Annotated in this window: 22 protein-coding genes; 12 read left to right on the top strand and 10 right to left on the bottom strand. The window is 30.5% G+C overall.

From position 1 onward, the window contains the following. Positions 1-179 precede the first annotated feature (179 nt). On the top strand, positions 180-1,631 hold the full coding sequence (locus tag BLS77_RS06380) for a protein adenylyltransferase SelO (RefSeq protein WP_089967088.1): 1,452 nt from the start codon (positions 180-182) through the stop codon (positions 1,629-1,631). A 168-nt stretch (positions 1,632-1,799) separates the two neighbouring features. On the opposite strand, the gene pssA is transcribed toward BLS77_RS06380, so the two are convergent. Both pssA and BLS77_RS06370 read right to left on the bottom strand, forming a co-directional pair. After that, a complete protein-coding gene (gene pssA, locus BLS77_RS06375; protein WP_089967086.1) occupies positions 1,800-2,318 on the bottom strand; it encodes a CDP-diacylglycerol--serine O-phosphatidyltransferase in 519 nt (172 codons plus the stop codon). A gap of 10 nt (positions 2,319-2,328) precedes the next feature. Continuing rightward, the gene (locus tag BLS77_RS06370) at positions 2,329-3,021 is read right to left on the bottom strand and encodes a TVP38/TMEM64 family protein (protein ID WP_089967084.1); all 693 of its coding nucleotides are present in this window, start codon (positions 3,019-3,021) and stop codon (positions 2,329-2,331) included. A gap of 162 nt (positions 3,022-3,183) precedes the next feature. Here BLS77_RS06370 and BLS77_RS06365 point away from each other — a divergent pair, with 162 nt between their 5' ends. From BLS77_RS06365 to BLS77_RS06345, 5 genes are all read left to right on the top strand, one after another. Then, positions 3,184-3,873 (top strand): response regulator transcription factor, encoded by a 690-nt coding sequence (locus BLS77_RS06365; protein ID WP_089967082.1) that lies wholly within the window; start codon positions 3,184-3,186, stop codon positions 3,871-3,873. A gap of 172 nt (positions 3,874-4,045) precedes the next feature. Further along, positions 4,046-5,191 carry a sensor histidine kinase gene (locus BLS77_RS06360; RefSeq protein ID WP_242873945.1) on the top strand — a complete coding sequence of 382 codons (1,146 nt, stop codon included), beginning with the start codon at positions 4,046-4,048 and terminating at the stop codon, positions 5,189-5,191. A gap of 461 nt (positions 5,192-5,652) precedes the next feature. Then, a complete protein-coding gene (locus tag BLS77_RS06355) occupies positions 5,653-5,937 on the top strand; it encodes a hypothetical protein (protein WP_175490792.1) in 285 nt (94 codons plus the stop codon). Between the two features lie 9 nt (positions 5,938-5,946). Next, on the top strand, positions 5,947-6,192 hold the full coding sequence (locus BLS77_RS06350) for a hypothetical protein (protein ID WP_089967076.1): 246 nt from the start codon (positions 5,947-5,949) through the stop codon (positions 6,190-6,192). Positions 6,193-6,262: 70 nt separating this feature from the next. After that, a complete protein-coding gene (locus tag BLS77_RS06345) occupies positions 6,263-7,171 on the top strand; it encodes a carbon-nitrogen hydrolase family protein (protein WP_089967075.1) in 909 nt (302 codons plus the stop codon). Positions 7,172-7,265: 94 nt separating this feature from the next. Here BLS77_RS06345 and BLS77_RS06340 read toward each other — a convergent pair whose 3' ends face one another. Continuing rightward, on the bottom strand, positions 7,266-8,597 hold the full coding sequence (locus BLS77_RS06340; RefSeq protein ID WP_089967072.1) for a DUF4317 domain-containing protein: 1,332 nt from the start codon (positions 8,595-8,597) through the stop codon (positions 7,266-7,268). A gap of 322 nt (positions 8,598-8,919) precedes the next feature. On the opposite strand from BLS77_RS06340, the gene BLS77_RS06335 reads away from it, so the two are divergent. Next, positions 8,920-9,375, top strand: a complete 456-nt coding sequence (locus tag BLS77_RS06335; RefSeq protein WP_089967070.1) for a LytTR family DNA-binding domain-containing protein — start codon at positions 8,920-8,922, stop codon at positions 9,373-9,375. Position 9,376: 1 nt separating this feature from the next. Beyond that, on the top strand, positions 9,377-10,075 hold the full coding sequence (locus tag BLS77_RS06330) for a LiaF transmembrane domain-containing protein (protein ID WP_089967068.1): 699 nt from the start codon (positions 9,377-9,379) through the stop codon (positions 10,073-10,075). A 103-nt stretch (positions 10,076-10,178) separates the two neighbouring features. On the opposite strand, the gene BLS77_RS06325 is transcribed toward BLS77_RS06330, so the two are convergent. Together BLS77_RS06325 and BLS77_RS06320 are read right to left on the bottom strand one after the other, a co-directional pair. Further along, complete coding sequence (locus tag BLS77_RS06325; RefSeq protein ID WP_089967066.1) at positions 10,179-11,591, bottom strand: MDR family MFS transporter; 1,413 nt, start codon at positions 11,589-11,591, stop codon at positions 10,179-10,181. Between the two features lie 419 nt (positions 11,592-12,010). Continuing rightward, entirely contained in the window at positions 12,011-13,294 is a 1,284-nt protein-coding gene (locus BLS77_RS06320; protein WP_089967064.1) for an IS110 family RNA-guided transposase, read from the bottom strand. Positions 13,295-13,688: 394 nt separating this feature from the next. On the opposite strand from BLS77_RS06320, the gene BLS77_RS06315 reads away from it, so the two are divergent. After that, on the top strand, positions 13,689-14,180 hold the full coding sequence (locus tag BLS77_RS06315; protein ID WP_089967062.1) for an NAD(+) diphosphatase: 492 nt from the start codon (positions 13,689-13,691) through the stop codon (positions 14,178-14,180). A 104-nt stretch (positions 14,181-14,284) separates the two neighbouring features. Here the strand turns inward: BLS77_RS06315 and BLS77_RS06310 are convergent, their stop codons facing one another. Then, complete coding sequence (locus BLS77_RS06310; protein ID WP_089967061.1) at positions 14,285-14,494, bottom strand: zinc ribbon domain-containing protein; 210 nt, start codon at positions 14,492-14,494, stop codon at positions 14,285-14,287. 223 nt (positions 14,495-14,717) lie between these two features. Between BLS77_RS06310 and BLS77_RS06305 the strand changes: the two genes are divergently transcribed. Both BLS77_RS06305 and BLS77_RS06300 read left to right on the top strand, forming a co-directional pair. After that, positions 14,718-15,065 carry a hypothetical protein gene (locus BLS77_RS06305; protein WP_089967059.1) on the top strand — a complete coding sequence of 116 codons (348 nt, stop codon included), beginning with the start codon at positions 14,718-14,720 and terminating at the stop codon, positions 15,063-15,065. Positions 15,066-15,440: 375 nt separating this feature from the next. Then, positions 15,441-16,493, top strand: coding sequence for a lipocalin-like domain-containing protein (locus tag BLS77_RS06300; RefSeq protein ID WP_089967057.1), 1,053 nt, complete (start codon positions 15,441-15,443; stop codon positions 16,491-16,493). A gap of 420 nt (positions 16,494-16,913) precedes the next feature. On the opposite strand, the gene BLS77_RS06295 is transcribed toward BLS77_RS06300, so the two are convergent. From BLS77_RS06295 to BLS77_RS06285, 3 genes are read right to left on the bottom strand one after another with little or no spacing between them, the layout of a single operon-like run. Further along, positions 16,914-17,090: a helix-turn-helix domain-containing protein gene (locus BLS77_RS06295; protein WP_089967055.1), complete on the bottom strand. Its 177-nt coding sequence runs from the start codon at positions 17,088-17,090 to the stop codon at positions 16,914-16,916. A gap of 20 nt (positions 17,091-17,110) precedes the next feature. Further along, entirely contained in the window at positions 17,111-17,287 is a 177-nt protein-coding gene (locus BLS77_RS06290) for a 4Fe-4S binding protein (protein WP_089967053.1), read from the bottom strand. A gap of 25 nt (positions 17,288-17,312) precedes the next feature. Continuing rightward, entirely contained in the window at positions 17,313-17,684 is a 372-nt protein-coding gene (locus tag BLS77_RS06285) for a pyridoxamine 5'-phosphate oxidase family protein (protein ID WP_089967051.1), read from the bottom strand. Positions 17,685-17,888: 204 nt separating this feature from the next. On the opposite strand from BLS77_RS06285, the gene BLS77_RS06280 reads away from it, so the two are divergent. Continuing rightward, entirely contained in the window at positions 17,889-18,392 is a 504-nt protein-coding gene (locus BLS77_RS06280; RefSeq protein ID WP_089967049.1) for an Rrf2 family transcriptional regulator, read from the top strand. A gap of 389 nt (positions 18,393-18,781) precedes the next feature. Here the strand turns inward: BLS77_RS06280 and BLS77_RS06275 are convergent, their stop codons facing one another. Continuing rightward, the gene (locus BLS77_RS06275) at positions 18,782-21,472 is read right to left on the bottom strand and encodes an FAD-dependent oxidoreductase (protein WP_423231026.1); all 2,691 of its coding nucleotides are present in this window, start codon (positions 21,470-21,472) and stop codon (positions 18,782-18,784) included. Positions 21,473-21,630 lie beyond the last annotated feature (158 nt).

Below are 21,630 nucleotides of genomic sequence, written 5' to 3'. Positions count from 1 at the left end.
AGCTATGATGAAAATATGGATATAATAAGAATTTCAGAATAAAGGTGTTTTATACGTAAATAAAAAATTAAATTTAAACATATTATCTATATCTATGAGAAACACTAACCTTATGGTAAAATAAAAATATAAATGATAATAAATATCAATTAAAAAATAATTTTATATAAGGAGACAGAATGATGGATAAAGGATTTAATTTTAAAAATAGTTATATAGACCTTCCAGATATATTTTATACTTTAGTATCACCTAGTAAAGTACCAGATCCCAAATTAGTGATATTAAACAATAAGCTAATAGAGGAACTAGGGTTAAAGTTAGATGAACTTCAATGTGAAGATGGCTTAGCGATACTTTCTGGAAATAAAGCTCCAAAGGGGGCAGTAACATTAGCACAGGCTTATGCAGGTCATCAATTTGGTAATTTTACTATGCTAGGGGATGGAAGAGCCATACTACTTGGTGAGCATGTAACGGATGAGGGGAATAGGTTTGATATTCAACTTAAGGGTTCAGGAAGAACACCATATTCAAGGGGTGGAGATGGTAAGGCTTCCCTTGGCCCTATGATTAGAGAGTATATTATAAGTGAGGCTATGAATGGGATAGGAATACCAACAGTCCGTAGTTTATCAGTAGTTACGACTGGAGAAGAGGTATACCGTGAAACAAGACTTCCAGGAGCTGTATTAACTAGAGTGGCTTCAAGTCATATTCGTGTTGGGACTTTTCAATATGCAAGAGGTTTAAATGATATACAAGACCTTAAAGCACTAGCAGATTATACTCTAGAGAGACATTATAAAGATGGAATAAAGGAAAAAAATCCATATGTTTATCTACTAAAGGAAGTAATAAAGAAGCAAGCAACCCTTATATCAAAGTGGCAGCTAGTAGGCTTCATACATGGGGTTATGAACACAGATAACATGACAATTAGTGGAGAAACAATTGACTATGGACCTTGTGCCTTTATGGACACATACAATCCAGAAACTGTATTTAGCTCTATTGATAAATATGGTCGTTATAGCTATGAAAATCAGCCAAGTATGGCAGAGTGGGATCTTGCTAGATTTGCGGAGACCCTTTTACCTTTATTGCATGATGATATGAATGAGGCAATAAAGATAGCTCAAGAGGCTGTTTCAGAATTCCATAATCTATATACTAAGCAATGGCTTTCTGGAATGAGAAAAAAGCTTGGTTTATTTAATGAAGAGGAAGCGGATAAAAATTTAATTGAAGGTCTTCTAACTATTATGAAAAAATATAGTGCTGACTATACAAATACATTTAGAGCATTAACCATTAATAAATATGAAGATACAGAAATTATAGATAAAGAAGATTTTAACCAGTGGATTAACCTATGGAAGGAAAGGCAATCAAGACAAGATGAGAAGGAAGAAGCTGTATTAAATCTTATGAAAAATAATAATCCAGCAGTCATACCTCGTAATCATAGGGTAGAAGAGGCATTAGATTATGCTGTAAATAAAGGAGACTACAGTGTTTTAGAAAAGCTTTTAGAGGTTCTTTCAGAGCCGTATAGTTATTCAAAGGAGCAAGAGGAGTATAGGGCTGTTAAAACAAAAGTTAATTATAGAACCTTCTGTGGAACTTAATTTAGATTGATATATTAATATTTAGAATAATAAAAAGAGAACCGTACCATAAATAAATGAGGTTTTTTCTAAAATTGGATGGAGATATGGTAAACCTCGCTTCCACCATGAAGCCCACGGAAATTTAATTGTTAGATTTTCGTGGGTTTATTTTGTATTCATATTTAATTAAATTTTCTTTAATTTTATTCTTGATACCATAAGATAGGAAAGTACTATTAATGATAGTATTGGAACAACTGAATTTATGGTAGATGGAATAATTAAAGAAAATAAGGCAAGAATACATCCAGCAATGGTGATTGGTATTCCTGTGAAAACACCTTCAAATGTACTTATATTATATTTTGCTAATCTGTAGCATCCACATATAGAATAAAGTAATAAGAGTGATATGCCTAGTATGCGGCTAAAGCCTACAGTGTAAAAATTATATTTTGTAAAGATTATCAGAGCTGGTGCAACTCCAAAGGAAACAAGGTCAGCTAAAGAATCTAGTTCTTTCCCTATTTCACTTGATACATTAAGATATCGGGCAATTCTTCCGTCATATCGGTCAACTAAAGCAGCGGCAAGTATACATAACGATGCGTACAAATAGTTTTGATCGAAAATATTAATTATTGAAGTAATTCCAAATGATAGATTAATAAATGTTAGTATATTAGGTACATATTTTTTTATCATATCCTTCTCCTTATCGGTTGTATTTATATTCTAAAAATTTATTTATAATTTTATTTTTGTAAATTATGCCTACTAAAAATGAAAGCATAGCTATAATTGATATTATTATTGTTGATAAATAGTTACCATTCTGAATATTAGATCCAATACTTACAGAAGCTAATATCCAAGGAAATCTGCTTATTACTAATATGGAAAAAAACTTTATTGGCTTAATAGTAGTAAGACCTGCAACATATATCAAAAAATCTTTTGGAAGGCCTGGAACGAAAAAAATCACAAATAATATAATTGAGAATTTTTTACTTTCCATAATATCAAGCAGCCACTTTGAATTTTTCTTCTTAAGAAAATTTGTTATAAAGTTCCCACCTATTAATCTAGTAAAATAAAAGGCTATTGCAGAACCTATGATAAGTCCTGACATTGTAAACAATAATCCTAAAGGTACACCATAAATATATCCGCTTGCAATTTGAACTACTTCACCTGGAATAGGTGCAATTACAGTTTGCAATATCTGAAATAAAATTATTATAATACTTCCAGATTTTCCGAGGGACATTAAGTATTTGTTGAATTCATCCAATGACACTGTAGCTGCAAGTATATTTGGAATATATTTAAAGATTAATCCAATAGTAGAAAATGCTAATAAAACTAATAATATTTTTATGTAAGATACTTTTTTGAAAATTTTCATAATTATTTAATCCTTTCTATTTAGAAGATTTATAACTATTATTATATTTGCAATATCTTAAGTTGCACATATAATAGTTCTTAAGAATTCTTAAGTAGCTTAAATAATATAGATTTTAAAAGTATAGCATTATATACTAAAGATAAATGGAGGGAAAAGAATATGAGGAATATTTTAATTGCAGATGATAATGATGAAATAAGAGATATAGTCCGTATCTTATTAGAAAGTGAAGGCTATAATGTAATAGAATCTGTTGATGGAGAAGATGCAGTAAATAAAGTAGATGGAAACATAGATTTAATAATACTTGATATAATGATGCCTGTAAAATCAGGATTTAAGGCATGTGTAGAAATTAGAGAAAAAACAACTGCTCCAATTTTATTTCTTACTGCCAAATCTCAGGATTCTGATAAATGTATGGCATTTTCTGCAGGATGTGATGATTATCTATCAAAACCATTTTCATATACAGAATTAATATCGAGAGTAAAAGCATTACTTAGAAGATACTATGTGTATAAAGGCAAAGAAAAGACTGATGAATGTGATTCAATTAATATAAATGGATTAAAAGTAAGTGAAATATCAAATGAAGTATCATTATATGGGAATGAAATTATACTGACTGAAATTGAATATAATATATTATTATTGTTATCTAAAAATAGAAAGAAGATATTTTCAACACAAAATATATATGAAAGTGTATGGAAAGAACCATATTTCTATTCTTGCAATAACACGGTCATGGTGCATATAAGGAATTTGAGGAGTAAGATTGAAGATAATCCTGATAATCTAAAATATATAAAGACTGTATGGGGAAAGGGATATAGAATTGAATAAATTTAATAAAAAATTTTTAAATAAAAAGCTAGAAATTAAATTAATTATAGCCATTATAATTTCATTGATTATATCTATTTCTTTATTTTTTATACTTCAGATAAATGGTGAGAGTCTGCTTGACAGGCATTTGTATAAAACTTCTTTTTTTCAAAATCAGAAAAATAAAGCTATGTCTGATTTTAAAACATATGTGTCAAATAACAATCTTTCAATAAATGATTCTGAAAAAATGGATGAATGGGTACGTAAAAATAAATATATAGATATATATATATTCAAAAATAATAATATGCTTTATGATTCAACTAATCGTAAAGAGCCTTTAGAGTCTGAGGAAAACGAACCTTTGATATTATCTGGTTATTCTTATAATATCAATTTTAGTGATTTAAGAGCACAGGTGTATATAATGTGCTATTTTGAATATAAGTACTACTATATTTTAATATGTATAAATATTGCGATTTCTTTATTATGTTTTATAGTAATTACATCACTTTTAATTAAAAAAAAGATATCATACATAAGGACACTTGAAAATGAAATCAAAATACTAGAAGGTGGAGATTTAAATTATGAGATTACAATAGAAGATAATGATGAGCTTTCTCTGCTTGCTCAAAGTATTAATGAAATGAGAAAGTCATTTATTGAACGATTAAGAAATGAGGATGAAGCAAAATCAGCTAATAGCGAACTTATTACAGCAATGTCACATGATTTAAGGACACCGCTTACAGCGTTAGTAGGATATTTAGATATTATAGAATATAAGAAATATAAAACAGAGGATAATTTGAAACGGTATATTCATAACAGCCGAGAAAAAGCATATCAGATTAAATCATTGTCTGACAAACTATTTGAATATTTTATACTTTTTAATAAACAGGATGAGCTTCAGTTTGAAGAATTTAATGGAAATGAACTTTTGGAACAGCTGTTTGAAGATCAGTTCTTTATGCTAAATAATCAAGGATTTATATTTAAAATTCATTCCTATGAGAGTCAATTCTTTATAGAGGTAAATCTTATTTCAATGAGAAGGGTTTTTGACAATATTTTTTCTAATATTTCTAAATATGCAGATAAATCTAAAGCTGTAGAGGTTAGGTATTACGTTGAAAACAAAGAACTTTTTATTAGTATAGAAAATACTATAAATAAAAATCTTAAAGCTATAAGCAGTACGGGGATAGGACTTAAAACATGTAAGAAGATTGTTGAAAGCCATGGTGGTGAAATGATAATTAATAAAAGCGATAATACATTTAATATAACGATAATTTTAAACGTTAAAGGCAATAATTTATAGTATATGAACATTATTAATTGGATAGAAAAATTATATATATATATGTAAAAATTATTTTTAAAACATATTTAATGAGGAAGAACTAAATGAATAAAATAAAATATAAACAGGATATCGTATTTCGTGAGATTAGAAAATAAGATTATTCAGCACTTGCAGAAATTATAGTTAAAACAGGGGAAGTTGATGAGATAAATAAGAGACCTGGATTTATTGTCCAGCAAAAAAAAACAAACTATTTCAACATAAAATGCCATATTAATCAATGTATTTTTAAATTAGCAACCTCAGTCGCAAGCTCCTTTGGAAAACCTTCCGTGGGACGTAACTAAATTGTGAATATAATTTGGTTTGCTATTAGCAGGAGTTTATGATATCAAGAATCTAAAAATAAAGTTTATAGATGATACAGAGTCAAGGTATAATTCATCTTGGAACATAGAGGTAAAATTGATATAGATATGAGTTTTAATGAGTATGAAATAAGAACTATGCTAAGTGATTATTCAAATGAAAATATGCTCAATTTTGATATAGAAGTTTTAAGTAAGGAAATATATAAATTCACAAATGGATATCCATTTTTAGTAAGTAGGATTTGTCAAATAATTGATGAAAATATATTAAAAAATAGAGATAAAGCATGGGATGAATTTCATATCCAAAAAGCTATGAAAATATTGTTAGAAGAAAATAACACATTGTTTGATGATTTAATAAAGAATATGGAGAATAATGATAAGTAGTATGAGTACATGTACAATTTGCTTATATTAAATATAGCATCTGTTTTTAATATAGATAATCCAGAGATAAATTTAGGTGTTATGTTTGGATACTTAAGTAAAAATGATAGTAATACTATTGTATCAAATAAAATAATAAGAGAAAGAATTTACAATTATTTAGTATCTAAAACAGATAGTAAAGTAATGTCTAGCTATAATTTAAAAGATAATTTTATAACTGAAGATCATGGGCTTGATATGGAAAAAACTTAATGATTAAATAATACAAAGAAAAGTAGATAGGTATAGGATGTAAAAAGTTTATTAAAGGGGATTTTATTAAATGAAGAGTTTAAAGGTTGGATTAATTCAACATAAAGCAATAGAAAATAATATTAATATGAATTTAGAATTAGGTTTGAAATATATAAGTGAAGCAAAAAGGCTAGGAGGTGACATAGTTCTCTTTCCTGAAATGTGGTCAAACGGATATGAACCTCCTTATGGTGAGGCATTTGAAAATCCGTTTGATGAAAGTTACGAAAATGAACGTCAAAAATGGCTTGCTGAAGCTGTTGATGAAGAGAGTAAATATGTTAAATCTTTTAAAGTGATTGCTAGAGAATTAGAAATAGGTATTGTTATAACATATCTTTCAAAAGGAAATACTAGTCCACAAAATACAGCTTTAGTTATTGATAGAACAGGAGAGATTTTGATGAAATATTCAAAGGTTCATACTTGTGATTTTTCATTAGAAGCTTTGCTTGAAAGTGGAAAAGAGTTTAAAATATGTGATTTCTGTGGAGTTAAACTTGGAGTAATGATTTGCTATGATAGAGAATTTCCTGAAAGTGCTAGAATTCTAATGTTACAGGGTGCAGAAATAATACTTGTACCTAATGCTTGTGATATGAATCCCGCAAGAATAAATCAATTATCAACAAGAACTTTTGAAAATATGGTTGGTATAGCAATGACAAATTATCCCGGGAAGAAGTGGGGAAATTCATGTGCATATAGTCCAGTAGTTTTTGATGAGGATGGTAATTATATCGATAATAAAATTATTTCAGCAGATGATATTAAAGAGGATATATTAATAGCAGAATTTGATTTAGATAGCATAAGAAATTATAGAAAAAGGGAAACTTGGGGAAATGCATATAGGAAAGTTGGAACTTATAAAGAGTTATTAGATAATAAAGTGCAAGAACCATTTATAAGAGAGAACTATAAGGCGAGTAAATAGAATAAATCTCACTTGCAAATGATAGGTCGAACCATATCATTTGCAAGTGGGGTTAAAATTAATTTATACAGAGAAGTTAAGAATAGTATATAACTTAAATCAAATCAGTTAAGCCATTAACTGTAGTTTGTTCATTCTCATTAATAGGAATAACTATGCATTTTTGACCATTAATTATTTGATATTTTATTTGAGGTATTTTTTCAGGTTTTACTTGAAGTATAACGTCATAGTGAGAAGTAACCGTATTATCTTCTGAGCTTGTATCGACAGCGTCTTCTTCTTCTAAAACCACATTATCATCATTAACTTCTGTAGACAGAGGAGTTTCATTATCTACAGCAGCAACTTGGGTAACGTCCTCAAGTCTAGCTTGAAGTGTTTCTACTTGCTTTTCAAGCTGTTCTTCCTTTTTTCTTTGAGCATTTGCCTTAAGTACTTTTGAGTCAATTAAATTCTCTGCTAAAGGCAGATCTACTCCAAAGTTTTCTAAATAAGATTTTTCAATCTTAGTAGTAGCTTCTTCAGGAACGCCACTTTCTATTAAAAGATTTTGTATATCCTTTTGTGTTAAGGTTATAGGTTCACCATCGGTATCATCATAGATTGCATTGTATTCATCTATCATAGTATTTAGGTTTTCTTGTATGTCTATAAAAGTTTTCTCAGCTTTTTTTTCATCGGTGTTAATATAATCTTTAATAATTGTTTGGAAGGTTTCTTTTTGGATAGTGGCAGTCTGTTTTGAAGAACAACCTAAAGCTTTTTCCATTAATTCAGGATGTGGGTCCTTTGCATTTTTAGTGTAGTACATAACAGAGTTAACATCTGAACTACGATTAATAAAAGCAGGGAACACAAAGCCAAGGGTTGGAGCATCTACCACCCAATCTCTAATACGGGCCTTTATTTTATTTTCTTCTTCAAAGTATCTAAGCCCAGGATTTGAAAGTGAAACAGGACATATTGCACATAAAATATACTCATATACTTCTTCAGATTCATCTATTTTAGCATTGTCAGTAGTTTTAGTAATAATATCATAAGCATCATGAAAAACTAGTATTAAAAAATTACCAGTATAATCATAACTATCTATAATGGATTTATAAAAATCTTGAAGCAGAAAATCATCCTTTAATTGGCTTTTTTTAAGCTGTATAAGAGAAATTTGTTTTTCATTTTCAAGGTTCTCATTAAGTGGGAAGTTAAGTTCTAAAATATTATTACCAATAGTTCCAGATAGAACTTTTTTAGCAATTTCTAAGTACTTAAAGTACTCATCCTCATCTAAATTTAAAAAGGTTTCTCTAAAATTAAAAATAATATTTTTTTCACCATTGACATAGCAACCACAGATTTTAGTGAAGGTACAATCATTTTTTTTAAAACGTTTTTTTAACTCAAGTATATCTTTTTTTTTCATATATAAACCCCTCAATCCAGTATTTTCTATTTATAGGTATTAATTAATATATTAGTATTATTAATTATAGTACTTTTTTTATATTAATTAAAGATTTTATTAGGTAAAGTTAAAGTTGATGACATGAAAACAATAAAGATAAAGCAATTTTTTCTTTTCTTTTAATATCTATATCAATACCAAGAAAATTCTTATTCTATATAGTTTAATATAACATCTGTATAAAAACATACCACTTACAAGAAATAATTAACCACTTACTGTTATTATATTTACAAGGAAAAAAATAGTTAATATAATAGAAAATGTGGAGAGTGAAAATATGAAAATACGGATTGAAGTAGATAATACAATTAAAGAAAATGAAGTTATTATTAGATGTAGTGAAATTAATGAAGATGTTAAAAATATTCAAATTATGCTTGATGATATGCCATTATACAAGAAATGTATAACTTTTTATAGAGGTGATACTCAGTATTATATTTCTTTGGAAGAAATATTGTTTTTTGAAACTGAAGAAAATGGGATTTGTGCACATACTATTGATAATATATATACTGTAAAATATAAGCTTTATGAGCTTGAAGAGTTTTTGCCAGGATATTTTATGAGGGTTTCAAAATCAACAATTTTAAATACAAATCATATTTACTCCATAACACATAGTCTATCATCATCAAGTAAGGTTGAATTTCAAAATACTCATAAACAGGTATATGTCTCAAGATATTATTATAAACCATTAAAAATTAAATTATTAGAAAAGAGGAGATAAGATGAAAAAAGAAAGAATTTTTTGGGGCGTTTTATTTATATTAATAGGTATGTTCTTAATTATAAATAAACTTGGATACTTCCCTAATATAAATGTATTTAGTTTACTGTTAACAGTTTTTTTACTAGCGGTTATTGTGAAAAGTTTACCCCATTTTAATTTTGCAGGTATTTTATTGCCTATTGCATTTATATGTATAATATATGATAAAGAATTAGGGATTACAAATATTACACCTTGGACTGTATTGATAGCAGCAATACTTAGCAGTATTGGTCTTTCTATAATTTTTCATAAAGGTATGAAAGGGGTTAATACTAAATATAATTGGAAAGATTACAAATTTGAGAAAATTGATGTAGAAGATGAAAGTAATGTTAGATTTAAAAATTCATTTTGTGATAGTGTAAAATATATAAATACAAATAATTTTGAACAAGCGGATTTTAATTGTTCTTTTGGAGCTATGAAGGTGTATTTTGATAATGCAATCATGAGTAATAGTAATGCTATAGTTAGAATTGATGCTTCTTTTTCAGGAATAGAATTATATATACCAAAAACTTGGAACATTGATAATAAAATTAATGTGTTTTTAGGTGATATTAGTGAAAAAAATAGAAATAATCAAATAACAACAAATACTTTAACATTAGTTGGTGATATTAAATTTTCAGGAGTAGAAATAATATATATCTAATAAGGCATTGTAAAATAAATAATAGACCAAAGATTCTTAGGCCTATTATTTATTTCATATGTCTAAAGTAAAATGCGTAAGAGCTAAAACTCTTACGCATTTTTTATAGTTTAGATTCTTTACTTATAAACATACCAACCACAAAGCTAATTATGGCAAGGAATATAAGTGAATAGAATATATTATGTACGCCACTAAAGAATGCTTCTTTTATTTGAATAGAAGAGGCTCCTGAAGAGTAAATATTATCTGCTGTTACTCCAGATATATTTGAATTACTAAAATAAGAAGATAGGCTTGAATTTACTAATCCACCTAAAATACTAACACCGATAGTTTGGCCAAGTGTACGTATTAATGCATTAGTTGAAGTTGCAGCACCCCTTTTTTCATATGAAGCAGCATTTTGAATAAGTATAGTTAATGAATTAAGTGCACCACCAAAACCAGCTCCCATAATAAACACTATAATAATAAAATAAATTAAAGGAGTGTTTGGGGTAAGAAATCTAAGAAGATAAGAGGTTAATGCTAAAATTAATATAGAACCTAGTATTACCTTCTTTTCTCCAAATTTTTTAAATAGTTTAACTAAGAAAAATGAACTAAGGAGCCAGGTTAAAGACATTGGAGCCATAGAAAGCCCCGAAACTTTAGCACTATAACCAAGAACATTTTGTGTGTATAAAGGTGTATAAGCTTCTACAGCCATTAATATAGCAGCTATAAAAAATGCTATAACATTCATTAATATTGTATCTTTAGAGAATATATCAAATGGAACTACAGGTTCTTCACATTTATTTTCAACAAAGTAGAAAATAGTAAGAGAGACTATAAAACATATAATATATATAACTCTTGCACAGGTAGATGATGTAAATACACATAATAATATTGAAACTATAGATATAGTTAGAAGTAATGAACCAAGATAATCTATTTTAGGCTTAGTAGTTGATACTTGTTCATCAAGATTCTTATTAAGAAGGAATAGAGATATAATTCCAAAAGGTATATTAATAAAGAATATCCAGTGCCAAGATAAATAATCTATAAAGTATCCACCAATGAATGGTCCAAGTAAGCTAGCAACGCCCCAAACGGTACTTAAAAGTCCTTGAATTTTAGATCGTTCTTCTAAATCAAATAAATCTCCAACGATAGTAAAGGTTATGGTAAGAATAGAACCAGCACCTATACCTTGTATTGCTCTAAACATTATTAATTGAAACATACTTTGAGAAAATCCACATAGGGAGCTACCTATTAAAAATATTACTATACCTATAGTAAGCATTTTTTTTCTTCCATACAGATCAGACAGTTTCCCATATATAGGGGTTGATACTGCTGAAGTTAAAAGATAAGAAGCAAAGACCCAACTTATAAGATTGTAACCATTTAGGCTTTTAGCTATAGTAGGCAGGGCTGTTGTTACAACAGTTCCTTCAAATGCAGCAAGGAACATAGAAACCATGATTGCTATAACGATATTACGTTTTTTATTGTTCATTAAAAATAAAACTCCTCTCATTTATAAAAAAATAGCCAATGTCATTAATAATACACCCAAATGTAGTAATGATACAATGTTTTTAGGAATTAAATTGATAATGTATAAAGATACACGGTATAATTAACATTAGACATATAGTATAGAAATGATATAATAGTTATTCAATATTATCTTTTAAGTAGGCTACATAGAAGTTAAAAGCATATATGTATATGACATAAATAAACTTGTATTTGCAAGAAAATTTATTGTTTTATAAATTAAATAGACATAAAAGGCGACTGGTAATATGTCAAGATAATATTTTTATTAAATTGGAAATTTCTTAGTTTGTCTTATGAAAAAAAGAGTTCAATTAATAAACCTTAAATAATTTCCAATTTTTTACTGGGAATTATAAGGTTGTACAACACATATTAAATTGTAGCTTTTTCAACAACCTCATTAGAGGTATAAAGTTGATTATTGCGTAGCAAAGCAAAAATCAATCTTACAAGTTTACGACCAGTTAGTGCAAGTGCTCTTTTATGTTTATGTATTAGGGCTTCATCAGATTTTTTTTGATAGTAATCATGATATTCGTCACTATATCTAGTGACGCTAAAGGCAGCTTCTAATAAGTAATATCTCAAATACTTATTGCCTGTCTTTGTTAAGAAAGTGTGGTCAGCGGTAAAGTTACCGGATTGTCGCTTTCTCCAAGTTAATCCAGCGTATTTAGCTACGCAACCTTGATTATTAAATTTTGTTATATCACCTAGTTCAGATATTATGCCAGCTGCAAATACAGGTCCGATGCCCGGAATTGAAAGTAAGCATTGAAATTGGTGATTATCTATACCTTTAATGGCTTTTTTTATAGCATTATCTAATCCTTTAACTTCTTTTTCTAAAGCTTTAATACAGTTTAGAGAAGCAGCTATAGCTACGTTTAAAGGATCGTATAATGCTTTGTCTAATCGATATGAATCTCTAGCAGCTTTTTGAAGTAACTTAGCAGTAGCTTCAGGATTTGAGAATCTATTTTTACTTTTTTCAACTAAAAAAGTAACTAAATCTTCGAGTTTTGCATTAGCAAGCTCTTCGATAGACATAAATTCTGTTAAAACAGCAAGTGAAGTAGCCCCAAAGGTATTCGAAAAAGGACTTTCCTTTTTATCAAGTACTGCTAATTCACTAAACTTCAAAAAAATATTTGATAAAATATAAGACTTTTCACGACTTATATTTTCCATAAGATGAAGTCTGCATCTAGTAAGTCTTTGTATCGCTATGTATTGTGCGCCACTCCATGGCGCAGTAGTTATTTTGCCAACTCTTGCGAAGTCTGCGATAACAAAAGCATCCTTTGGATCAGTTTTATCCATATCAATAAAAGATTTTTTATATCCTGCAATAACTCGTGGGTTCATGCAGTGAACTTTAGGCTTAAACCATACTAAGGCCTCGTGAGTAGCTAATGTGTTATCTAAATGCCAACTATAGAATGAGGTTGATTCCATAGCTATTGTTAGATGTGTTAAGTTATTTTCTTTAAGACAAGAACAAATATTAGATACTATTTGTTCGGAACCTGGAAGGTTATTATTAACTTGAAATGATAATAGTTTTTTGCCAAAGAAATCTAAAGCAAAGACATAATTAGTTCGTGAACTAACATCTATACCAATGAATAAAGTAGTTGTTAAAGCATTATTCATTGTATCACCACCTTTCATTTAAAATAGAAACAAGAACTGGCATAGGATTACCCCTAGTTTGTAAAGTATCAACACCCTCGCACAAATAAGAACTAAATTATTACCTTTTCAATATTAGTTGCTACGCTAATCGGTTAATAATTTGAACAACGACTGGGTTAGAAGTTAAACAATACAAATAGGGAAACACTCTTCAATAGAAGTACCACCGAAGTGGTCAACAAGGAGAATTTGAATAGCCCTACGCCAATTCTTCATTATAAATATTGACGGTTAGAAGCAATTCTATACTGTTCTTATAATTTCCAGTTATCAGTAGCATTTTGTAGTTAGATTTGATACTGGAAATTCATTAATAGCTAACTACAAAACTTATTATACGAGGAGTAATAATATGAGTTATTGTTTTCAATGTGGAACTAAGGTAATAAATAAGCAATGTAATAATGAGGGGGAGATTCCTTATTGTAATAAATGTGAAATATTTCATTTTCCTACCTTTAGTTCAGCCATAAGTGCAATTATTTTAAACCCTGATAAAAATAAATTATTGCTTATACAGCAGTATGGACAAGTAGATAATATAATTGTAGCAGGATATATTAATAAAGGTGAAAATGCAGAACAAACTTTAGTAAGAGAGGTAAAAGAAGAGATAGGTCTTAATATTAAAGATTATCAATATATGAAGAGTAAATATTTTGAAAAAACTAATACACTACTGTGTAATTTCATTTGCACAGTAGATAGTGAAGATTTAAACCAAACTAATGATGAGATTGATAAAGCGCAATGGTTTACTTTTAAGGATGCACTAAAACATATTAAAAGTGAAAGTTTAGCAGAGGAATTTTTAATATATGCGCTTAAAAAAATGAATTATTAAGAAACAAAAGTGGTAAAAATAAGAAACTAATCAAAAATTTAATTAGTTTCTTATTTATTATGGAGTTTATTCTCCTAGGCATATTAATTACTTAAAAATAAATATTAGCCCATTAAGAAATCAAGTACATTCCAACCATCTGAAGTTTGTGCTTTATATAATTCTGTATAACCACACTTGGTACAACTAACTGTTATGAATTTCTTATTTTGCACATCAAATAATTTGGCAAAGTTGCCACCTGTAGCTTGAAATTGATCTGAAATATACTTCATATTTTCACACTTGGGACAAACGTATTGTTTCTTTTCCATAAATAAATCCCCCTAAATCAAAATGTATTATACTAGATATTATAATGTAAATAAACCTATTAAGCAATATATAAAACTAGTTATTTTGAAAATATTTTAATTTTAATAATTTATATAAATTAATATTAATATTGATATTGAAAAGGATACTAAATATACATTAAAATGTAACGATTTTCCTTATAAATGAATAGCATATTATGATAAAGGAGATGGTTAAAAAATGGATTATGGGAAAAATAATTATTACAGAGAATTACAGTCTTTGTCTTTACAGGATGAATGCAAAAGGTGCTTAAACTATCATGCTACTTTAACAATGACAGATGGAAGTATGTTTGACGGAATTATTGAAAGTGTAGATGCGGATCGCGTTGTAGTATTGGTTGGTGAGTATGTAATGGAGGAAGATGATGAAAATGAATCTGATCAACAACGACAATATCACAATCCTAGAAGAAGATTCAGACGTTTTAGACGTAGAGCTTTTCCACTTAATGCTTTAGTTGCATTATCATTATTAAATTACCCTTACATTGCTCCTCCGTATACTTATTATTATCCTTATTAGTAAAGGAATACTTAATAAATAGAGGAACAGCAGTAGTATTGATTATTTATAATTGAATGAATTATCTTTTGGTGCATATAAAAGTGAATCTTTATATGCACTTTTAGTTTATATATTTTTATTTAATTGAATCATATCAATGAATTGAATAACATTTTCAAAAATATAGTCTCTATAATGAATTTTTAAGAAGAATTAGATATAACCATTGAAAAAACGGATGGAAATATCTTAAAAAAACTTGGTGAATAGATTTAGGATTAGATGGGGTGAGCCGTACCATAAATAAATGTTATATTATTCCATAAAAGTATTTTGAAAATGTTATAATTAAAAGGGAGCTATTATATCTTTAATATTGGGGAGGGGATTTTAATGAACAAGTTACTTGAGGTAGCAATGTCTGAAGAATGGTTTGAAAAAGAAGGATTAGAGCAAGAACCTGCAATTTGGGAGGATGGAATTAGAATTGATACTGGTTCAGGCAAGTTTGAGTGGTGGTATTTTGATGCACACTTAGATGATGGCACAACTGTAGTTGCTATATTTTTTACAAAATCATATGCAAATATAAAAGTACCATTAACTCCACTTGTGAAGCTAAGTATAACAACGCCAGAGGGAAAAACTTACTTGAAGTTGATAGAGTTTCCAAAAGGAGATTTTATGGCATCAGATAAACAATGTGATATTAAGGTAGCAAATAATTGGGTTAAAGGAGACTTAAAGACTTATAATTTGCATATAGATTTTGAAGAAATATCTGCAGATTTACAATTTAATAGAGTGGTTCCGTCTTGGAGACCAGGAGTAGGTAAATGCTTTTTTGGAGAAGCAAAAAAGGAATTCTTTGCTTGGTTTGTACCAATACCATATGGAACAGTGAGCGGCAAATTAAAATTTGAAGGAAAAGAACACGAAGTAATGGGAACAGGATATCATGATCACAATTGGGGTAATGTACCATTAACAAAGGTAATTGATCATTGGTATTGGGGAAGAGTGGATATAGGAGAATACAAAGCAATATTTTTTGAAATGATATCTGCAAAAAAATATTGCTATGAAAGAGTTAATTTATTTATGTTTGCAAAGGGAGATAAAATATTAATAGGTGATGGAAGTAAACTCACTTTAGAAAAAAGTGATTATATAACTCATCGAGGTGGTAAAAAATATCCTGAGCAATTGACTTTTCATTGGAAAGACAAAAATGATAGTATAGAGATTAATATATCCAACCCTGAATTAATAGACGATAGGAGCTTATTAAGTGGGATGCCATTTTTAAAAAGAAAAATTGCTGGGGTAGTAGTTAATCCTTATTATTTTAGGTTTAATGGAAAAACAGAAATTAATATAAATTATAAAGATATAAAAGAAAATGTGAAAGATAAATCATTATACGAAATAATGATGCTAAAATAGGAAGTGGTTCTAATAGCCTGTGTTAAAATACACCATATTTGAAATGAAATAAATTATGAGCAGAATATGAAATTGTGTTAATCTGATTTCTTCTTAAATGATTAATTTGCAATAAAGTATGTAGGATGGCTTACCTCAAGGAGTGTAGGCCTATGTTTATTTCTTATTTTCAAACAATAATTGAAAAAAGTCTACGTTATAAATGTTACGGTGAACAATACCATAAGTAAATGCTAAAAATAGCCTTAGGTATTGATATACAATGCCTAGGGCTGTTTTTCACAAATAAAAATACCGTATCATAAATAATAGATATTTTTAGCATATTTAATTTATAAAGAGAATGTCTGGATGGAACTCTAGACATTGTAAAACCTAATTAAAAAGATTTTATTATTATATTAGAAATAATAAATATGATTATTTATTTAAAGAATAGTAACATCTCTTAGGAGATATTAATCTTTCTTCATTTTTAAGTTGCTTTATAGCCTTATCTACTTCTTTTTTATCAATGGCAAGAGCTTCTGCAATTTCGCCTGGCCTCATTGAGTCTGATTTAGATAATAATTCTATAATTTTATCTGTTAATTCCATTTAATATCATATCCTTTCAGTTAAATTTTTGAAATGCACTTTTTAGGGCAAGCAAGCTGGCAAGCACCACAGTCCACGCATCCAGACTCATTAATTAACCTTTTTCTATCTTCACCTTGGGTTATGCATCCTACAATACATACTCTTTGGCAAGTTCCACAACCTACACACTCAGATTTATTAATTCTTCTAGGCATAGCTTTCTCCTTTTTTAGAAAATTATTATAAAGTTTGTTTACAAGAGTCAACAGTGATTTCTAATACTCTTGTTAAGAATGGATATTTCTTGCTCATCATATTAAAGTGCTCTCCTGTTTTTAGGAATTTAGCAGTTCCCTCAAGTAAGAATCCTGTTCCCATATACATATGTCCCATTACTTCTTTACTACCTAGAGTTAATTTTACTTTAGGATTAATAGTGATATTTTCCTCAGTCTTAATCATAGCAGCTGCAGGTATTAAAATTTTATTTCCTTCTACAACTACTAAATAACTGTTCCATGTATTAGAAGCATGAACCTCATTATTTCCGCAAGTTACTATAGAAACTACACCTTCGTGTTTTATTACTTCAAAAAACTTTTCTGTTAACATAATATATTCCTCCTTGGATTAAAGATAATATATATCGTCGACAACTTGTGTCTGCAATTAATATATAATAGATTTGTATATTAGTCAATGAAAATTTATAACGCTAAAGATAGGTTTAAAATTGCAATTCAATTATCTTGAATCATGAGAATTAATAGGATATTATAAGAGATATTAAAAGTAGCTTAAAGGAGAATATAAATAATGAAGTTTTCAGTTGGAGTAGAATATGCATTACATTGTTTATTATATATGGTAAAGATAGAAGACGGTATATCGGTAGGAATTAGAGATTTAGCGACATTTCAAGGGGTTTCGGAGACTTATTTATCTAAAGTATATGCAAAGTTAAGTAAGTGCGGAATTATAAAATCTGTACCTGGTGTAAAAGGTGGATATGCGTTAGCTCGCAGCGCTGAAGAAATAACATTTTGGGATATTGTTGAAGCTGTAGAAGGAAAAGAGCCATTCTTCCAATGTGCAGAAATTAGACAAAACAATATATTATTAGATAAGGAGAATTTACCGGATACTCATACTAAATGTCCATGTTTAATCAAGGTAGTTATGTTAGAAGCAGAAGATGAAATGAAAAAATATCTAAATAATAAAACATTATTATGGTTATACGATGAGGTATATAATAAGAAACTTCCAAAAGAAATGGAAGATGCAACAGTAGAATGGTTTAATAATAGCAAAAAGTAGTTTAAGCAGATAAAATTAGGACTGTTAGATTAGTTTAGAGGGTTCGCACTTAGAGGTGATACGGTGAACCGTACCACAAGTAACATAGACTTTCTTTAAAGCCTTTGATATGGATGATTTTAAGAAAAATAATAGTGCTTTAAATCGTATCATAACCAAGATAAATTATAAAATAAAGCAATAGATATTGTCCGTTTCACTACCAATATCTGAAATAATTACATTCATGGTGTGTACTTTTATTGGTTGTTATAAAAATATTATTATATAAACAATGTTATATCTCAATTCATCGAGATTAATAGGTCTGTTTTTTCAATTTATCTCATGAATTTTTTGAGGCTGTCGACAATATTGACTACGATTAATAGTTTATGCATAAGCGCTCCTTACTTGTCTTCCTTAGAGAATAGGTGGGTAACCTTATTAATAGCAATCTTGCCAACACGCTTAATCATGGTGGGAGCCATTACGCCGATGATTGCCTTTTCAAATGGTACACCGTGAGTGTCGGTTTTCTTTACCAGACGGATGGCATCGAACTTGCACTTGGTGGTGCAGATGCCGCAGCCTACACAGATATACTCGTCAACAATGGTAACCCCGCAGCCGAGGCAACGCTCAGTTTCCTTCTTTACTTGTTTTTCGGTAAAGGCCCGTCTGAGATCACGGAAGGTTTCCTTTTCTTTGGAATCATCTATTTTTGCAGCCTTCTGTCTTGATGTGTTGTCGTAGCTGTCAAGAGGAATAATGGCGTTCTTCTTATCAAGTTCCTTATACTGTCTGCGGTCACGACCAATAACAAGGCTCTGTCCAGGATGAACAAAACGGTGAATTGAGACAGCACCTTCCTTACCTGCTGCGATAGCATCAATGGCAAATTTAGGACCGGTGTAGACATCACCTCCCACAAAGATGTCAGGTTGTGCAGTTTGATATGTGAATGAATCAGCCTTGCAGGTCTGATTGCGGTTAAATTCAACCTTGCTGCCTTCCAGTAGGTCACCCCATAGGATAGACTGACCAATAGATAGGAGCAGGTTTTCACATTCGATGGTCATAGTGTCGTCTTCAGCATACTGTGGATTGAAGCGGTGGTCTGAGTCAAAGACTGCAGTACACTTTTTGAATACAATACCTTTGACCTTGCCGTCTTCTATAAGTATTTCCTTAGGACCCCATGAATTATTGATGACAATGTCTTCAGCCTCTGCCTCTTCGATTTCGTCGACAGCTGCAGGCATGATATCACGGGATTCAAGACAGAACATAGAAACATCTGATGAGCCTGCACGCGCTGCTGTTCGTGCGACGTCTATGGCAACGTTACCGCCACCAACAACTACAGTACGGCCAGAAAGATTTGTATCGCCATTCAGATTAATATTGCGAAGGAATTTAACACCTGTGATAACACCTTTTGCATCTTCTCCAGGAATGCCGATATTACGGCCACCCTGTGCACCGATGGCTACATAGAATGCTTCATAGCCTTCTGCTCTAAGCTGATCAAGTGTAACGTCCTTGCCAACCTCGATACCGGTCTTGAAGGTAACGCCCATTTCCCTTAGAATATCAATTTCAGCTTCAACAACGTCCTTTTCCAGACGGAATGATGGAATGCCGAGAGTCAGCATACCGCCCAACTTATTTTCTTTTTCAAATACGGTAACAGGATATCCATTCTGTGCAAGGAAAAATGCACAGCTCAGTCCTGCAGGGCCAGCGCCGATGACAGCAATCTTATTGGTGAAAGGTTCGCCGATCGTGTTAATCATAGCAGGAACATATCTGGTTTCTGCATTCAGATCCTGCTGCGCGATAAATTTTTTGATTTCGTCGATTGCGATAGGTTCGTCTATATCACCACGTGTACATGCTGATTCGCAACGTCTGTTACAGATACGGCCACAGACTGCAGGGAGTGGGTTTTCTTTCTTGATGAGTTCAAGAGCTTCACGGTATTTGCCCTGTGCTGCCAACTTAATATAACCCTGAATGGCAATATGTGCCGGGCAGTTGGTCTTGCATGGTGCAGTACCTGTGTCAACAACATCTTTACGGGTGGTACGGTATTCTGGATTCCACTTGTCTGGGCCCCACTTGGTGTTCTGTGGATGGTCGTGTTTAAATTCGGTAACAACAGGAGTCTTTGAGCAGAGTTTCTGACCCAGCTTCAGAGCGTTTACCTGACAGTTTTCTACACACTGGCCGCAGGCAACGCACTTGTTAGGATCAATCTGAGCAACATAGTTAGAACGGACAAAGTCAAATGTGTTGTAATATTCGCCAACACGAAGTGAGAAGCAGGAACAGCCACAACAGTTGCAGATTGCAAGTCCCTTTCCAGGGCCATCAAGGTTAGGCATTTGATGGACAAGACCGTTTTCTTCGGCACGTTTCACAATCTCGTAAGCTTCTTCTTTGGTAATCTGACGAGCCTTGCCGGTACGAACAAAGTATTCTGCACCGTCATTTAGCTGGATACACATATCTTTTTCAAGATGGCCACAGCCTTCACCCATGAGCCGGCGAGAACGACGGCAGGAGCAGTCAGCTACAGAAAGCATGTATGAATTTTCGATGTATTCAGAAATTTCTTCAAAGCTGCGGGCAGTAGTTTCGCCTGAGATAGCTTTTTCAACAGGGATGACACGCATTAGACCGTTGCCGATAGGCATATTCGGAGCCAACATAGCAGTTCTTTTGAGGGTGTATTCCTCAAAGCATTCTGCAATGACAGGATACTTTTCAACATTCTCCTTGTTGGCAACCATCATTTCCATAATGCCTGGAACCCAGATAGGAAGGAACCAGGTATCAACACCATCTTCACGCTTGGTAACCTTGCAGACGCCTGCGTCAGAAAGTTTCCACAGCTGTTCATAACAGTAGTCCTCAGGCTTGCCCACTTTCTTAGCAACTTCAGCAGTTGTCAGGAATTTACGGACTTTCAAACCGAGACCGACTTCTGCCATTTCGTCAGTAACAACTGGGTCAAGAATCTTGTATTCAGAGTCAGTTTCCTTAATGCCGGTATAGGTTTTGGATTCGATACTGACCTTATTTGCCAGTTTCATAATTAGAGGTCTTTTAGACATAATTGCACTCCTTATCCATATTATTTATGACCTTATTCATATCAATTGTATTCATTTTCAGATGTTCTGGTTTATAGATGTTTTATTTAATTGTATAATAATAATTTCATTTTTATGTCAACTTATCTACATTGTTT

Origin of the sequence: Clostridium gasigenes, from assembly GCF_900104115.1 — a bacterium.
GTDB lineage: Bacteria > Bacillota > Clostridia > Clostridiales > Clostridiaceae > Clostridium > Clostridium gasigenes.
The sequence above is the reverse complement of the archived record's forward strand: the minus strand, read 5'-3'. Positions and strand labels throughout refer to the sequence as shown.

Bases quoted from the DNA above. Each gene is read 5' to 3' on its own strand.
- BLS77_RS06380 (WP_089967088.1), top strand. From the start codon at position 180: ATGATGGATAAAGGATTTAATTTTAAAAATAGTTATATAGACCTTCCA.
- pssA (WP_089967086.1), bottom strand. From the start codon at position 2,318: ATGATAAAAAAATATGTACCTAATATACTAACATTTATTAATCTATCA.
- BLS77_RS06370 (WP_089967084.1), bottom strand. From the start codon at position 3,021: ATGAAAATTTTCAAAAAAGTATCTTACATAAAAATATTATTAGTTTTA.
- BLS77_RS06365 (WP_089967082.1), top strand. From the start codon at position 3,184: ATGAGGAATATTTTAATTGCAGATGATAATGATGAAATAAGAGATATA.
- BLS77_RS06360 (WP_242873945.1), top strand. From the start codon at position 4,046: ATGTCTGATTTTAAAACATATGTGTCAAATAACAATCTTTCAATAAAT.
- BLS77_RS06355 (WP_175490792.1), top strand. From the start codon at position 5,653: ATGAGTTTTAATGAGTATGAAATAAGAACTATGCTAAGTGATTATTCA.
- BLS77_RS06350 (WP_089967076.1), top strand. From the start codon at position 5,947: ATGTACAATTTGCTTATATTAAATATAGCATCTGTTTTTAATATAGAT.
- BLS77_RS06345 (WP_089967075.1), top strand. From the start codon at position 6,263: ATGAAGAGTTTAAAGGTTGGATTAATTCAACATAAAGCAATAGAAAAT.
- BLS77_RS06340 (WP_089967072.1), bottom strand. From the start codon at position 8,597: ATGAAAAAAAAAGATATACTTGAGTTAAAAAAACGTTTTAAAAAAAAT.
- BLS77_RS06335 (WP_089967070.1), top strand. From the start codon at position 8,920: ATGAAAATACGGATTGAAGTAGATAATACAATTAAAGAAAATGAAGTT.
- BLS77_RS06330 (WP_089967068.1), top strand. From the start codon at position 9,377: ATGAAAAAAGAAAGAATTTTTTGGGGCGTTTTATTTATATTAATAGGT.
- BLS77_RS06325 (WP_089967066.1), bottom strand. From the start codon at position 11,591: ATGAACAATAAAAAACGTAATATCGTTATAGCAATCATGGTTTCTATG.
- BLS77_RS06320 (WP_089967064.1), bottom strand. From the start codon at position 13,294: ATGAATAATGCTTTAACAACTACTTTATTCATTGGTATAGATGTTAGT.
- BLS77_RS06315 (WP_089967062.1), top strand. From the start codon at position 13,689: ATGAGTTATTGTTTTCAATGTGGAACTAAGGTAATAAATAAGCAATGT.
- BLS77_RS06310 (WP_089967061.1), bottom strand. From the start codon at position 14,494: ATGGAAAAGAAACAATACGTTTGTCCCAAGTGTGAAAATATGAAGTAT.
- BLS77_RS06305 (WP_089967059.1), top strand. From the start codon at position 14,718: ATGGATTATGGGAAAAATAATTATTACAGAGAATTACAGTCTTTGTCT.
- BLS77_RS06300 (WP_089967057.1), top strand. From the start codon at position 15,441: ATGAACAAGTTACTTGAGGTAGCAATGTCTGAAGAATGGTTTGAAAAA.
- BLS77_RS06295 (WP_089967055.1), bottom strand. From the start codon at position 17,090: ATGGAATTAACAGATAAAATTATAGAATTATTATCTAAATCAGACTCA.
- BLS77_RS06290 (WP_089967053.1), bottom strand. From the start codon at position 17,287: ATGCCTAGAAGAATTAATAAATCTGAGTGTGTAGGTTGTGGAACTTGC.
- BLS77_RS06285 (WP_089967051.1), bottom strand. From the start codon at position 17,684: ATGTTAACAGAAAAGTTTTTTGAAGTAATAAAACACGAAGGTGTAGTT.
- BLS77_RS06280 (WP_089967049.1), top strand. From the start codon at position 17,889: ATGAAGTTTTCAGTTGGAGTAGAATATGCATTACATTGTTTATTATAT.
- BLS77_RS06275 (WP_423231026.1), bottom strand. From the start codon at position 21,472: ATGAAACTGGCAAATAAGGTCAGTATCGAATCCAAAACCTATACCGGC.